The 12,966-nt window shown below is 60.0% G+C and carries 16 protein-coding genes; 10 read left to right on the top strand and 6 right to left on the bottom strand.

Annotation, left to right across the window (positions count from 1 at the left end; translation table 11 throughout):
- Positions 1-26 precede the first annotated feature (26 nt).
- The 4 genes from C9E91_RS02245 to rsmI form a co-directional block, all read right to left on the bottom strand.
- Complete coding sequence (locus C9E91_RS02245; RefSeq protein ID WP_181315991.1) at positions 27-530, bottom strand: cupin domain-containing protein; 504 nt, start codon at positions 528-530, stop codon at positions 27-29.
- 96 nt (positions 531-626) lie between these two features.
- Positions 627-1,622: an endonuclease/exonuclease/phosphatase family protein gene (locus C9E91_RS02240; RefSeq protein ID WP_107107031.1), complete on the bottom strand. Its 996-nt coding sequence runs from the start codon at positions 1,620-1,622 to the stop codon at positions 627-629.
- Between the two features lie 102 nt (positions 1,623-1,724).
- On the bottom strand, positions 1,725-2,093 hold the full coding sequence (locus tag C9E91_RS02235; RefSeq protein WP_107106745.1) for a YraN family protein: 369 nt from the start codon (positions 2,091-2,093) through the stop codon (positions 1,725-1,727).
- Positions 2,086-2,994 (bottom strand): 16S rRNA (cytidine(1402)-2'-O)-methyltransferase, encoded by a 909-nt coding sequence (rsmI, locus tag C9E91_RS02230; RefSeq protein ID WP_107106744.1) that lies wholly within the window; start codon positions 2,992-2,994, stop codon positions 2,086-2,088. Before rsmI ends, C9E91_RS02235 begins: the two co-directional genes overlap by 8 nt.
- A 246-nt stretch (positions 2,995-3,240) precedes the next feature.
- Between rsmI and dnaN the strand changes: the two genes are divergently transcribed.
- The 6 genes from dnaN to C9E91_RS02200 all read left to right on the top strand — a co-directional run bounded on the left by dnaN (position 3,241) and on the right by C9E91_RS02200 (position 7,889).
- A complete protein-coding gene (gene dnaN, locus C9E91_RS02225) occupies positions 3,241-4,359 on the top strand; it encodes a DNA polymerase III subunit beta (RefSeq protein WP_107106743.1) in 1,119 nt (372 codons plus the stop codon).
- A gap of 163 nt (positions 4,360-4,522) precedes the next feature.
- The gene (gene pmtA / locus C9E91_RS02220) at positions 4,523-5,116 is read left to right on the top strand and encodes a phospholipid N-methyltransferase PmtA (RefSeq protein ID WP_107106742.1); all 594 of its coding nucleotides are present in this window, start codon (positions 4,523-4,525) and stop codon (positions 5,114-5,116) included.
- An 84-nt stretch (positions 5,117-5,200) separates the two neighbouring features.
- Entirely contained in the window at positions 5,201-5,782 is a 582-nt protein-coding gene (locus tag C9E91_RS02215) for a histidine phosphatase family protein (RefSeq protein ID WP_107107030.1), read from the top strand.
- Between the two features lie 7 nt (positions 5,783-5,789).
- The gene (gene pyrF / locus C9E91_RS02210; protein WP_107106741.1) at positions 5,790-6,482 is read left to right on the top strand and encodes an orotidine-5'-phosphate decarboxylase; all 693 of its coding nucleotides are present in this window, start codon (positions 5,790-5,792) and stop codon (positions 6,480-6,482) included.
- A 25-nt stretch (positions 6,483-6,507) separates the two neighbouring features.
- Positions 6,508-6,795, top strand: coding sequence for a DUF1330 domain-containing protein (locus tag C9E91_RS02205; RefSeq protein ID WP_107106740.1), 288 nt, complete (start codon positions 6,508-6,510; stop codon positions 6,793-6,795).
- Between the two features lie 113 nt (positions 6,796-6,908).
- The gene (locus tag C9E91_RS02200) at positions 6,909-7,889 is read left to right on the top strand and encodes a complex I NDUFA9 subunit family protein (RefSeq protein ID WP_107106739.1); all 981 of its coding nucleotides are present in this window, start codon (positions 6,909-6,911) and stop codon (positions 7,887-7,889) included.
- 515 nt (positions 7,890-8,404) lie between these two features.
- Here the strand turns inward: C9E91_RS02200 and C9E91_RS02195 are convergent.
- The gene (locus tag C9E91_RS02195) at positions 8,405-9,205 is read right to left on the bottom strand and encodes an undecaprenyl-diphosphate phosphatase (protein WP_107106738.1); all 801 of its coding nucleotides are present in this window, start codon (positions 9,203-9,205) and stop codon (positions 8,405-8,407) included.
- A gap of 149 nt (positions 9,206-9,354) precedes the next feature.
- Between C9E91_RS02195 and C9E91_RS02190 the strand changes: the two genes are divergently transcribed.
- Genes C9E91_RS02190 through C9E91_RS02180 form a run of 3 tightly spaced genes read left to right on the top strand, consistent with a single transcriptional unit; the run spans position 9,355 to position 12,089 of the window.
- Positions 9,355-10,047 (top strand): glutathione S-transferase family protein, encoded by a 693-nt coding sequence (locus C9E91_RS02190; protein WP_107106737.1) that lies wholly within the window; start codon positions 9,355-9,357, stop codon positions 10,045-10,047.
- Between the two features lie 12 nt (positions 10,048-10,059).
- Positions 10,060-11,217 carry a tRNA epoxyqueuosine(34) reductase QueG gene (gene queG, locus C9E91_RS02185; RefSeq protein WP_107106736.1) on the top strand — a complete coding sequence of 386 codons (1,158 nt, stop codon included), beginning with the start codon at positions 10,060-10,062 and terminating at the stop codon, positions 11,215-11,217.
- Positions 11,217-12,089 carry an SDR family oxidoreductase gene (locus C9E91_RS02180; protein ID WP_107106735.1) on the top strand — a complete coding sequence of 291 codons (873 nt, stop codon included), beginning with the start codon at positions 11,217-11,219 and terminating at the stop codon, positions 12,087-12,089. The genes queG and C9E91_RS02180 overlap by 1 nt, the downstream gene beginning before the upstream one ends.
- A gap of 308 nt (positions 12,090-12,397) precedes the next feature.
- Here C9E91_RS02180 and C9E91_RS19915 read toward each other — a convergent pair whose 3' ends face one another.
- Complete coding sequence (locus C9E91_RS19915) at positions 12,398-12,610, bottom strand: hypothetical protein (protein WP_245407412.1); 213 nt, start codon at positions 12,608-12,610, stop codon at positions 12,398-12,400.
- On the opposite strand from C9E91_RS19915, the gene C9E91_RS02175 reads away from it, so the two are divergent.
- On the top strand, positions 12,513-12,854 hold the full coding sequence (locus tag C9E91_RS02175) for a septal ring lytic transglycosylase RlpA family protein (RefSeq protein ID WP_245407408.1): 342 nt from the start codon (positions 12,513-12,515) through the stop codon (positions 12,852-12,854). The two genes, C9E91_RS19915 and C9E91_RS02175, sit on opposite strands and share 98 nt — an antisense overlap.
- Positions 12,855-12,966: the final 112 nt, after the last annotated feature.

Genomic DNA, 12,966 nt, shown 5'->3' with positions numbered 1-12,966 from the left:
AGGACTTCCATCAAGGCCGGCAGCACTCAGGCGGCAAGCCCCTGTGCGCCGCCCTGACGGACGAAGTTGCGCAGGCGATACGCCATGGTCAAAGGCTTCGGGAACGGCTTGCGGCAGAAGGCGACCTTGCGCAGATAGCGATCGATACGCCAGGTGGCCCAAGTGCCGCCGGCGAAATAGGCGACATCGCCGGCGCTGAGCGTGCGTTCGACGCCATCTTCCGTTGTGATATGCACCTCGCCTTCGAGGATCATCACCGTTTCGTCCCAGCCGAAATACCAGCGAAACTCGCCTGCGGTGCAATCCCACAGCGCGGTCATCGCGGCATCGTCCTGCCCGCGCGAATGCTCCGCAATGCGGGCGACCGGATCGCCCGCCAGAATCCAAGACGGCTCGATCGGCGAAGGCTTCATTTCCATCTCGCCGCTGGCGCCCGCCACGAAACTCTTCGACTGCGGCGGCGCGGCAATGACCGGAGCGGCACGCGCGGCAAAGGCCGCCATGCTCGCCAACATCAATTTCAAGACCATGCAATCCCCCAATTCCATGCGCGTCTCAATCTCCATCGCATGGAAGAGGTAACGGCGCGGTTCATGAAATCCGGCGCATTTTAATGATTGCAGAGATCAGGCAGAAAAACCTTCGATTGTACAAACGACCATATCGTGATCGGAAAGCGGCTTGCCCTCTTCATTGAGGGAGGAAACGAGGTGGCTTTCGCTGATCTTCAAACCGCGACTCAAGAACCAGTCGAGCTTCATGATGCGATCGGGAAAGCGCGTGATCAGGCTTGGGCGCGTGCTCGTTTGATCCAGCGGGCCGCCATGGCACTCGAAGCCGCGGCCTTCGGCCATGGCGAATAGGGTATCGGTCGAGAAATCGCCGCCCGTGTGATTGCCGGTATTGAGATCGCCGCCAATCAGGATCGGAAGGCCAGGCGCAAAACCTTCGACGGCATCGATCAACGCCGCCATCTGCCGCTCGCGATAGGCAACCGTCGCGACACTTTCGAGATGGACCGAAACGGCGACGAAGGGACCAGCCTCGGTTTCGACGATAGCGCCGACAGCGCAGCGATCGCCGATGCGCGGCTGTTCGTTGCTGTCGTTGAACCACTTGGCCTCGCCCGGCAAACGGAAGAGGAAAGCATCCCGCAAGGCAACGGACGCCATCAGGGAATTGCCGTGAAAGCCCTTTTCGTTGAAATCGTCCTTGCAGAGGGAGCGCTCGATTTCCGAGCCGAGGCTGAGTTCCAGGAATTCGACGCCATAAGCATAGTTCATGCCGAGTTCGCCTGCGACGATGGCGGTCGGGTCATTCTGTTCGGTGCGCGCCATGCCCTCGTCCATCTCGGAGAGCAGGATCAGCGGCGCCTTGGTCGCCTGCAACTTGGCGGCGGATTCGAGGGGAAAAAGGCAGCGCTCCATGTTCCACGCGGCCACGGTGAAGGGGAAGCCAAGCGGCCGAACCTCACCGGTCGCGCCACCGATGCGCACGGTGTTCATGCAGGCAAGGGATGCCAGTTTTGCGGCGTGAACATCGGGGGTCTTTTCCAACGAAATAAAGCCTTTGCGTTCCTCCTGCGAGGGAACGGCGAAGGCGGAAACGGTGCTGCGGATCATCATGAGACCTGTCGAAATGGGTGGGGCGCTATACCTGGAAGCAGTGCGAGCGCGGCGGTCTGGCAATAGTCGCGCTTTGTGACGCCGCCATGATGGCCAGTCTCAAAAAGCATCCGGAAAATGCCGTGGCCAGTGGCGCGGCAGGATGGCGACGATGTCGTAGCGCTGCGACAGGCGCGCATAGTCCGGCTGGCGTGCCAGCCAGAGGTCGCTGGCGGCACGAATGCGTTTTTGCGCGGAAAAGGAAACGGCATCGATCGCCTCCTGCTCGCCGCGCCTGGCTTTGACCTCGACGAAGACGGCGAGATCGCCCTTGCGGGCGATGATGTCGATTTCGCCGAGCTTGGTACGATGGCGGATGGCGAGAATGCGGTAGCCCTTGAAGAAGAGGAAAAGCGCTGCGGCATATTCCGAGACATGGCCGCGTCGCCATGCTTCCCGCCGCTTCAGCCGCTCGCCGGTCTCAACCATGGCGCTCCTTCATATCGAGCAGGCGCTGATAGAGATCCTTGCGCGGCAAGCCTGTGATCCGGGCAGCCTCTGCCGCCGCCTTGGCTGTCGGCATGCTCCGTGCGAGATCGCTGAGAATGGCCTCGACATCAGCTTCGGCAGCAACCGTCTCTTCCGGCCGGCCGACGAGCCAAACGATCTCACCCTTGACGTTATCGACCTTGTCGTAAAAGGCGGCAAGCTCGGTGAGCGTGCCGCGACGGAATTCTTCGAAGGTCTTGGTGAGTTCGCGGCAGACGGCCGCTTTGCGCTCGCCGCCCAGCACATCGGCGGCGGCGGCGAGCGTTGCGGCGATGCGATGGGGCGATTCAAAGAAGATCAGGGTCGCGGGGACGAGGGCAAGCTCGGCCAGCCGGTCGCGGCGGCCCTTGTCCTTGGCGGGCAGGAAACCGGCAAAGAAGAAGGCATCGTTGGGCAGGCCGGAGCCGACCAGCGCGGCAAGCGGCGCAGACGCCCCTGGGATCGGCACGACACGGTAACCCGCCTCGATCGCCTGCAGCGCCAGCCGGTAGCCGGGATCGGAGACCAACGGCGTGCCGGCATCGGAGACCAGCGCCACAGAGCGCCCGGCTTCCAGCGCCTGCAGCAGCCGTGGCCCTGCCTCATCGGCATTGTGCTCATGATAGGCGAATGGCCGGTTCTGGATGCCGTAGCGATCGAGCAGCACACGGGTCACCCGCGTATCCTCGCAGGCAAGCACATCGGCGCCCGCCAGCGTTTCCAATGCCCGCAGCGTGATATCGCCGAGATTGCCGATCGGCGTCGCGACAAGATAAAGCGCCGGCTCCAGCGGCCGGGCGGGAACCGTGGTATTATGCAGGCGGAAACTGCGCGCTCCGCCGCCTGTGTGTTCGTCGCTCATACCGACCCTGAATTCGTCTCGGAATCATCGCCTTTATGGGCGAGGTATGTCCTGACGGCAAGAGCGGCGCAAATCCTGTGAGCATTGTCGGCCAAATACCGAAATGACGTGCAGCATATCCCGATGCCTCTTGCATTCGCATGCTGAGTTCTGTCATTTTGCCCGTCCAATCTCGGGCCTTGTCCGAAAATGCATCCTTCGGGCGCCTGTGGCTGCCCGGGAGTAACGGTCGAAAGCGGTAGCATCATGCGTATTACAATTGAGCGGTCGAACCTCCTGAAATCGCTGAACCACGTGCATCGCGTGGTCGAGCGTCGCAACACGATCCCGATCCTGTCCAACGTATTGCTCAAGGCCGACGGCGCGAGCCTCGACATGAAGGCGACCGACCTCGATCTCGAAATCACCGAAGCGACGCCCGCCAATGTCGAGAAGGCCGGCGCCACCACCGTGCCGGCGCATCTGCTCTACGACATCGTGCGCAAGCTGCCGGACGGTTCGGAAGTGCTTCTCGCCACCAACCCCGATGGCAGCTCGATGACGGTTGCTTCGGGCCGCTCGAAATTCTCGCTGCAGTGCCTGCCGGAATCGGACTTCCCGGACCTGACCGCCGGCAGCTTCAGCCATTCCTTCAAGCTGAAGGCGTCGGATCTGAAGATGCTGATCGACCGGACGCAGTTCGCGATCTCCACCGAAGAGACCCGTTATTATCTGAACGGCATTTTCTTCCACACGATCGAAAGCAAGGGCGACCTGAAGCTGCGGGCCGTGGCCACGGATGGTCACCGTCTTGCCCGCGCCGATGTCGACGCCCCCTCGGGCTCGGAAGGCATGCCAGGCATCATAATTCCGCGCAAAACGGTCGGCGAGTTGCAGAAGCTGGTCGACAGCCCCGATGTCGTCGTCACCGTCGAAGTGTCTGACGCCAAAATCCGCCTGACGATCGGATCGATCGTTATGACCTCGAAGCTGATCGACGGCACTTTCCCCGATTATCAGCGCGTCATCCCGACCAGCAACGACAAGGAAATGCGGGTCGATTGCCAGACCTTCGCCCAGGCCGTCGATCGCGTCTCGACCATTTCGTCGGAGCGCGGCCGCGCCGTGAAGCTGGCGTTGTCGGACGGTCAGCTCCTGTTGACGGTCAACAATCCCGACTCCGGAAGTGCTACGGAAGAAGTTGCCGTGGGCTACGACATGGACGCGATGGAAATCGGCTTCAACGCCAAATATCTGCTCGACATCACCGCGCAATTGTCCGGCGATGCCGCGATCTTCCTGCTTGCCGATGCCGGCTCGCCGACGCTGATCCGCGACACGGCCGGCGATGACGCTCTCTATGTCCTGATGCCGATGCGCGTCTAGCGAAACCGAAGCATCCTCGTAAGTTCTTGGGAACGAAAGAGGGCGCTTTCATTTGAACCTGTAGAGGTTTGCGACATTTTCTCTTGTTATTGCGCCATAGCATTGCAAGATAAGACATAAGCGATATGTAACTCGCAACTGTAAAATCTGGTGGGGGGAGAGCATGGCGCTGCGTCTCAAGGAACGGCTGGGCAAAAAGTTCGACGAAGAAATCCGTTTCTTCAAAGGCATGATGCAGGGCCCGAAAACGGTCGGTTCCATCGTTCCGACATCCTCGATCACCGCCCGCAAGATGGCGAGCATCGTCAACACCCATTCAGGGCTACCGGTGCTGGAACTCGGCCCGGGAACGGGCGCGATCACCAAGGCGATCCTGGCGCGCGGCATCGAGCGGGAAAATCTCGTCGCCATCGAATATTCCACCGACTTCTACAATCATCTCGTCCGTCTTTATCCCGGCGTCCATTTCATCAATGGCGATGCCTTCGATCTCGACAAGACTCTGGGGGTATTGCGCGGCCAGACATTCGATTCCGTCGTCTCGGGCATTCCGCTGCTGAACTTCCCGATGAAGGCGCGCGTCGCGCTGCTCGAAAGCCTGCTGGACCGCATACCGCCCGGCCGTCCCGTGGTGCAGATCTCCTACGGGCCGGTCTCGCCGATCATCGCCCGGCCGGATCGCTATCATATCCAGCACTTCGACTTCATCGTCCGCAACATCCCGCCGGCACAGCTCTGGGTCTATCGGCGGGGCTGACGCTATTTTCGTAGAGCCGTCTTCCCTCGACCGGGCATATCTCGGCTTCGAAACTGCGCCTTTCAACATGGGATCATGCAATCGATGTTCGCTCTCTATATCACGCACCCGCAGGTGCGCATTGATCCCTCGGTGCCAGTTCCGGAATGGGGCCTTTCCGATATCGGCACGGCGCGCGCCAAACTTGCGGCAACGCGCCCATGGGCGAGCAAGCTCGGCCTCATCGTTTCCAGCGGCGAGCGAAAGGCAATCGAGACTGCCGAAATCCTGGCGACGGCGAGCGCTGCTGCGGTCGAGATCATCGAAGCCACGCACGAGAATGACCGCAGCGCCACGGGCTTTCTGACCCCACCGGAATTCGAGAAGGCGGCGGACTGGTTCTTTGCCCATCCACATGAGAGTTTTAAGGGCTGGGAGCGTGCGATCGATGCGCAGGCACGGATCGTCTCCGAGGTGGAAGCCGTTCTGTTGCGGCACGACCCGAGCGTGCCCATCGCTTTCGTCGGCCACGGCGGCGTCGGCACGCTGCTGAAATGCCACCTCGAGGGCAAGCCGATCGCGCGTCAAGGCGATCAGCCACCGGGCGGCGGCAATCTTTTCTGTTTCGACCTTGCGAAGCGCGCCGTCTCATGCGACTGGACGCCTATAGAAGATTGGCAGGGGTGAACCTGAGATGACCGCACGCGACCGCTTGATCGTTGGACTGGATGTTCCAAACCTTCAGGAGGCCGAAAAGGTCATCACGGCGCTCGGCGACGATATTCTCTATTATAAGATCGGCTATCAGCTCGCCTTCGCCGGCGGGCTGGAATTCGCCCGCGACCTTGCCGCCGATGGCAAGAAGATTTTCCTCGACATGAAGCTGCTCGATATCGACAACACGGTTGCTTCCGGCGTCGAGAATATCGTCAAGATGGGCATGTCGATGCTGACGCTGCATGCCTATCCGAAGGCGATGCGGGCGGCCGTCGCCGCAGCCAAAGGTTCCGATCTCTGCCTGCTCGGCGTCACCGTGCTGACCTCGATGGATGAAGAGGACCTGATCGCCGCCGGATACGAATACGACCCGCATACGCTGGTGCTGCGCCGCGCCGAACAGGCGCTGCTCGCCGGCATGGGCGGCATCGTATGCTCGGCTGAAGAATCCGCCGCCGTTCGCAAAATTATCGGCCCGGACATGGCGCTGGTGACCCCGGGCATTCGCCCGACCGGCAGCGACAAGGGCGACCAGAAGCGTGTGATGACGCCGACTGAGGCCATCAAGGCCGGATCGAGCCACCTCGTCGTCGCCCGGCCGATCGTCAAGGCCGCCGATCCGAAGGAAGCCGCCCGCGCCATCCTCGCGGAAATGGACGCCGCGATCTAAATTTTAGGAAACAGGGAGACCGGACATGGCAAAGGGATATTGGATCGCACGCGTGGATGTTCGCGATCCCGAGCGCTACAAGGATTATGTTGCCGCCGCCAAGCCGGCTTTCGAAAAATACGGGGCGGTTTTCCTCGCCCGCGGCGGTGCTTTCACGCCACTGGAAGGCCAGGCGCGCGGCCGCAATGTCGTTATCGAATTCCCATCGCTGCAGCATGCCGTAGAGTGCTATAATTCACCGGAATACCAGATCGCGGCCAAGATCCGTCATGAAGTGGCGGATGCCGAAATGGTGGTCGTCGAAGGCGTCTAAGGCTTCCAAAAAAGTGGCCCGAACATGCGGCGCGATAGTACTTCACCTCGGCCCTCGGATCGGTTAAGACGAAGCCACATCAGCCCTATTCTAAGCCTTTCGAGGAGCCTGCCATGACCCTGTCCAACCTTCCGCCGCTCGTGACCGTGTTCGGGGGATCGGGCTTCATTGGGCGGCATGTCGTCCGCGTACTCGCTAAGCGCGGCTATCGTATCCGCGTCGCCGTGCGCCGGCCTGATCTTGCCGGTTACCTGCAGCCGCAGGGCAATCTCGGCCAGATCTCGATCGTCCAGGCGAACCTGCGCTATCGCAACTCGATCGATCGCGCCGTCGAAGGTGCGCAGCATGTGGTCAATTGCGTCGGCATTCTCACCGAAAGCGGCCGCAATACATTCGATGCGGTGCAGGAATTCGGCGCCAAGGCCATCGCGGAAGCCGCACGCGGCGTCGGCGCTTCGCTGACGCATATTTCCGCCATCGGCGCCAACGCCAATTCGGCTTCCGCCTATGCCCGCACCAAGGCCCGCGCCGAAGCCGCCATCCTGTCGATCAAGCCGGATGCCGTCATCCTGCGGCCGTCGATTGTCTTCGGTCCGGAAGACGGCTTCTTCAACAAATTCGCCGATATGTCGCGCACCGCGCCCTTCCTGCCGCTGATTGGCGGCGGCCTGACGAAGTTCCAGCCGGTTTATGTCGAGGATGTCGCCGAGGCAGTCGCCCGCGGCGTCGACGGCAAGCTCAAGGCCGGCACGATCTATGAGCTTGGTGGCCCGGAGGTGCTTTCTTTCCGCGAATGTCTCGAGACGACGCTTGCCGTCATCAATCGCAAGAAGTCACTTGTCTCTCTGCCGTTCGGCCTTGCCTCCCTCATCGGCAACATCGCTTCATGGGTGCCGCTCATCACGCCGCCGATCACTGCCGATCAGGTTCGCCTGCTGAAGCACGACAACGTCGTCTCCAAGGAAGCCGAAGCGGAAGGCCGGACCCTGAAGGGTATCGGCCTCATGCCGACCCTGCTTGTCTCCGTGCTGCCGTCCTATTTGGTGCGCTATCGCCCGCAGGGTCAGTTCACCGGCTCCGGCAAGGCTGCGTGACGCTTTACCGATTCGAAAAATCGAAGCGCCGCCTGGTTCCTCCAGGCGGCGTTTTTGTTTCGTCTGATCGCGTTTCCGGCACCAATGAGCCGCTTTTACCGTCTTGATTCACAGCTTGGCGTTGCTCAAAAGACGCACACCGAAAATAGTAGCATTAACGTCAAATTTAACATGAACCTTTATTGCTATTCATCATTTCACTGACTAACACAACCGCGCGTCGCCGAGCCCGGCAAGGCACAATGCGTGGCGCGCTTCACTTCTGCGGAAAGGCATTCTTCGATGGGTAAGTCTATCGCGCTTTTGTTTGCGTGCGCGGCACTGGTGATTCTGGCAGGCTCATTCGTAGCCCGCGGAAGCATCGCTTCGGTCAAGGGTGAATGCGCCCCGACCTATGGCGTCGACCCCTGCACGACAGGGTCCATCGAGCCTTCATCCTCGAACTAATCGAGCATGAAAAAGGCCGGTTCTCACCGGCCTTCGTTTTCTCAAGATCTCAACTTAGGCGATCCGCCTCAGCCGACCGTATAAAGTCCGATCAGGCCGAGAACGCCGACGCCAATGCGCCACCAAGCGAAGGGCGCGTAGCCGCGGCGCGAGACGAAATCGAGCAGTGCCCGGACCACGAACAATGCCGATATGAAAGCGGTGAAGAAGCCGATGACGATCAGCAGGCCCTGATCCATGCTGAGGTCGTGGCGGCTTTTCCACAAATCCAGCGCGAAGGCGCCGGCCATGGTCGGCATGGCAAGGAAGAAAGAGAATTCCGCGGCCGAACGCTTGTCGGCACCGAGAAGCAGGGCACCAACAATGGTGGAACCCGAACGCGACGTTCCAGGGATCATTGCCAGACATTGGAAGAAGCCGATCTTGACTGCCATCGGCCAAGAGAAGTCATAGGCGCTGGTATATTTCGGCTTGAACGGGATCCTGTCGATAACCAGGAGGACGATGCCGCCGAGAATCAGCGAGATGCAGATAACCTTCGGCGAATCGAACAGCACCGTCTTGATGAAATCATGCGCGATCGCGCCGATGACGGCAGCCGGCAGGAAGCCGAAGAGGACCGCGAGCACGAAATGACGGGCCTTGACGCTGACCGGCAGCGCCTTTGCGATTTGAACGAGGCGATTGAAATAGACAAGCAAGATGGCGAGGATTGCACCGAGCTGGATCAGAACGTCGAAAGTGGCAGCTTCATCAAAACCGAGGAAATGTCCGATCAATATCAAATGTCCCGTGGAGGATACCGGAATGAACTCCGTCAGGCCTTCCACGAGGCCCAAAAACAACGCGATAACAATTTGTTCAGCCATATTGTGTCCTTTGTCAAAGGCCGGGGTGGCCCGATTCGCTTGTAATAGCTAGGCCAAACTCCTATAGCTTCAACCGATGACGTATGACTAGGGCCGCAAATCGTGGCCCGAGACTCTTATAAGCATCAACTGCAAAAGCCCGAGTATCAATGCCGACGCTGTATCATCACTCCATGTCATCTCCGTCACGGTTCGTCCGTCTGATCCTGACCGAATACGGTTATCAGACGGAGTTGATCGAGGAACAGACGTGGGAAAAACGGCGCGATTTTCTGGCGCTCAATCCGGCCGGCACGCTGCCCGTCTATGTTGATGACAGCATGCGTGCGCTCTGCGGCGCGACCGTGATCTCCGAATATCTCGACGAGACGCATGGCGTTTTGAAGCGAGATCGCCGGCTTCTTGCCGAAGACCCGTTCCAGCGCGCCGAAATACGCCGGCTGGCGGAATGGTTCATGCAGAAGATGGAACAGGACGTGACGCGGCCTTTGGTGCGCGAACGCGTATACAAGCTGCAGATGACCGCCGATCAGGGCGGCGGCGCTCCTGACTCCAAGGTGATGCGCATGGCTCGGGGCAATATCCGCCAGCACATGAAGTATCTCTCCTGGCTCGCGGGTTCCCGCCAATGGCTCGCCGGCGACCGGCTGAGCTATGCGGATCTCGCGGCCGCCGCTTCGATTTCCGTCCTCGATTATCTCGGCGAGATCGATTGGGTGGAATCGCCCGTTGCCAAGGAGTGGTATCAGCGGCTGAAATCGCGCCCGTCTTTCCGGCCGATCTTGGCGGAACGCGTGCGCGGCATCACACCCGTATCGCACTACGCCGATCTGGATTTCTGACGAGGGCTGGATATGCCCGAAGACCGTGCCACAGAAAAAGAAAGCAAGCGACGGCGTACGCTGACCGCCTTTCTTCGCGACGAAGCGCGGACGCAGGGTTTCGATCTCTGCCGCATCACTCGGCCAGACGCCATTCCCGAGGCAGGGATCAGGCTCAATCAATTCCTGGAACAAGGCTACCACGGCACCATGGCGTGGATGGAGGAGACGCGCGAACGCCGCGGCGATCCCAACGTGCTCTGGGGGGATGTCCGCTCCATCGCCGTCTTCGGCCTCAACTACGGCCCCGAGGAAGACCCGCGCGGCATTCTGGAGAAACCCGACAAGGCGGCCATCTCCGTCTATGCCCGCAATCGCGACTATCACGACATCATCAAGGGGCGGCTGAAGGAGATCGCCACCCGCTTCGCGGCGCGATCGCAGGAAGACGTCAAGGTCTTCGTCGACACGGCGCCGGTCATGGAAAAACCGCTGGCGGCCGCAGCCGGCCTTGGCTGGCAAGGCAAGCACACCAATCTCGTCAGCCGCACGCACGGTTCCTGGCTGTTTCTCGGCTCGATGTTCACCACGGCCGATCTCGAACCGGATCAGGCGGAGATCGATCATTGCGGCTCCTGCCGCGCCTGTCTCGACGTCTGCCCGACAGCGGCTTTCCCGGCCCCCTACCAGCTCGACGCGCGCCGCTGCATTTCCTATCTGACCATCGAACACAAGGGGCCGATCGATCCGCAGCTTCGGCCGCTGATCGGCAATCGCATCTATGGCTGCGACGACTGTCTCGCCGCCTGTCCCTGGAATAAATTCGCAAACGCTGCCGCGGAGATGAAGCTGATCGCCCGCGATGACCTCAAGGAACCATCGATCGCCTTTCTGCTCGATCTCGACGATGCCGCCTTTCGCACCTTCTTCAGCGGTTCGCCGGTCAAACGCATCGGCCGTGATCGCTTCATTCGCAATGTGCTGATCGCCGCCGGCAATTCCGGGGAGCGCGGCTTAATCCCGGCATGCCGCGGTCTGGCAGGCGATCCCTCGGCCGTGGTGCGCGGCATGGCCGTCTGGGCATTGTCGCGGTTGATGATGGCTGGCGAGTTCCGCACTTTTGCGGCAGAAAGAAGTGACGAACCGGACGCGGATGTGCGCGCGGAATGGACAATGGCGGGAGTTGCGTGATGCATGTGATGATTTTCGGCTGCGGCTATTCGGGAACGGCTATCGCAAAGGCCTTCGCCGGCCCGGGCGTTCGGATCACCGGCACGACCCGTTCGCCCGACAAGACCGGTCCTCTTGGTCAGGAGGGCATCGAAGCTTTCCTCTTCGACGGCGAGACGTTCGATCCCGCATTGAGCGAGACGATGAAATCCGCCTCGCATCTCGTCCAGTCGATCGCGCCCGGCAAGGCGGGTGATCCGCTGCTGCGGCTGGCGCATATGAATATCCGCGCGCTCATGCCGAAGCTCGAATGGGTTTGCTACCTTTCCACCGTCGGCGTATATGGCGACCACAAGGGCGCATGGGTCAGCGAGGAAACACCGCTGCATCCGGTTTCCGACCGCTCGGTCGAACGCGTCGAGGCAGAGGATGGCTGGCACCGCGTCGGCATCAGGCTCGGCATTCCGGTTGCCGTGCTCCGGCTTGCCGGCATCTATGGTCCGGGCCGTAACACTTTCTGCAATCTGGAAAAGGGAACGGCACGGCGGCTGATCAAGGCGAACCAAGTGTTCAACCGCATCCGCGTCGAGGACATCGGCGCCTGCGCCAAGTTCCTCTCCGAGCGTAAGCTGGGCGGCATCTATAATGTCACCGACAACGAACCCGGTCCGCCGCAGGACGTCATCGTCGAGGCGGCCCGTCTCATGGGGATCGAGCCACCGCCGGAACAGGCTTTCGAAACGGCGGAGCTAACGCCGATGGCGCGTTCGTTCTATGGTGAGAACAAGCGTGTTTCGAACGCAAAACTGCGCGCGCTGGGCTTCCCGTTCCGCTATCCTGACTACCGCATGTCGCTCGCCCAACTGTGGTCCTCTGGCCGTTGGCGCGGCTAAACGAACGCGAGATTATCTCCCCAAAAATCGCACGAAAATTCCTACTAACCCATATTGGTTAGTTCAATTTGCTCCACATTTATGGTTAATGGTCTCTGAAATTGCACAAATGCGGCAGCAAATAAGGCGAAGTCAGAAAATTATTTTTTCAAATTTCGTGATCTTCTGCATTGCAACATCGATTTGAGAAAATTCGTTCGGTTTTTAACTGAATTTATTGTGTTTTTTCCATCAAATCTTAGTTTTAGAGATACTCGATATTTATTGTCATAAATCACGAATGTTACAGGCTGTAACATTCCGTGATATTAGCAGGCACTTTTTTGCCATTTTTCGCCCGATTTAAGCCCCCGCCGCTCACCAGGCGTAAGTTCAATTGTTTGAGGGAAAATCGGTTTGAAGAAAATCAATCGCTCTGTTGCGATCGTCGCAACTATATCCGCTGCTTTTGCTATCCTCTCGACGGATGCATTTGCAGCATCGGGATGCGGGGGCGCATCATGGTACGGGGGAAGCTCCAAGACTGCTTCCGGGGAACGCATGAGTTCAGGCAATTTTACTGCCGCTCATCGCTCGCTTGCCTTTGGCACACGCCTGAAGGTGACCAACCGCCACAACGGCCGCAGCGTTGTCGTTCGCATCAACGATCGCGGACCTTTCATTCGCGGACGCGTGCTCGATCTCTCCCGTGCTGCAGCGCAGGGTATCGGCATGGTTGCCTCCGGCACGGCGAGTGTTTGTTACGACGTCGTCGCCTCGAAATAACCGGCGGATTTGCTGGGAACGACCCCGGCGTTTCGGCCTGACGCTTGCTCTCTCCGTCAATCGCGGCTACCACGCGGTTGAGACGTCTCAATAATCTGCCGCCACGTGCTTA

This window comes from Rhizobium sp. SEMIA4064 (assembly GCF_003025035.1).
GTDB classification, from domain to species: Bacteria; Pseudomonadota; Alphaproteobacteria; order Rhizobiales; family Rhizobiaceae; genus Rhizobium; species Rhizobium paranaense.
This window is presented reverse-complemented; position numbering and strand designations above follow the sequence as displayed.